This is a genomic window from Pseudoalteromonas sp. SR43-3 (genome assembly GCF_014163875.1).
Classification (GTDB): Bacteria; Pseudomonadota; Gammaproteobacteria; order Enterobacterales; family Alteromonadaceae; genus Pseudoalteromonas; species Pseudoalteromonas distincta.
Genome location: NZ_JACJEC010000005.1, coordinates 275,125 through 275,897 on the forward strand (window position 1 = coordinate 275,125; position 773 = coordinate 275,897).

Below are 773 nucleotides of genomic sequence, written 5' to 3' on the forward strand. Positions count from 1 at the left end.
ATAGTTTGTGGATTACCAGCTTCATCAGTAACTGTAATAGTAACAACCGTGCCCTCTGGCTCACCGGTTGCGGTGCCTGAAATAGTTGGGGTGGTGTCGTTAGTATCACCTACGGGGTCAATAATAACTGTTGGCGCGGCAGTATCAACTTCGCCTGTTGTTGTTGCGGTAGTTTCATTACCTGCTGTATCGGTAACCGATACTTCAACCGTAAACTCACCCTCACTTAATTCATTTGGTACATCAACACTAAAAGTGCCATCGGCTTGTACTTCAGTGGTGATTATTTGTGGGTTACCAGCGTCATCAGTTACTGTAATAGTAACAACCGTGCCCTCCGGCTCACCCGTCGCGGTGCCTGAAATAGTTGGTGTGGTGTCGTTACTATCACCTACTGGGTCAATAATAACTGTTGGCGCGGCAGTATCAACTTCGCCTGTTGTTGTTGCGGTAGTTTCATTACCTGCAGTATCGGTAACTGATACTTCAACAGTAAATTCGCCTTCACTTAATTCGTTCGGTACATCAACACTAAAAGTGCCATCGGCTTGTACTTCAGTGGTGATAGTTTGTGGGTTACCTGCTTCATCAGTTACGGTAATAGTAACAACCGTGCCTTCTGGCTCACCCGTCGCGGTGCCTGAAATGGTTGGGGTGGTGTCGTTAGTATCACCTACGGGGTCAATAATAACTGTTGGCGCGGCAGTATCAACTTCGCCTGTTGTTGTTGCGGTAGTTTCATTACCTGCTGTATCGGTAACCGATACTTCAAC

At 46.8% G+C, this 773-nt stretch carries 1 protein-coding gene; it reads right to left on the reverse strand.

All coding sequences use genetic code 11. The features are described 5' to 3' along the window. The coding region (locus H5088_RS09290) for an Ig-like domain-containing protein (RefSeq protein WP_182752727.1) at nucleotides 1-773 on the reverse strand (773 nt) is incomplete at both ends.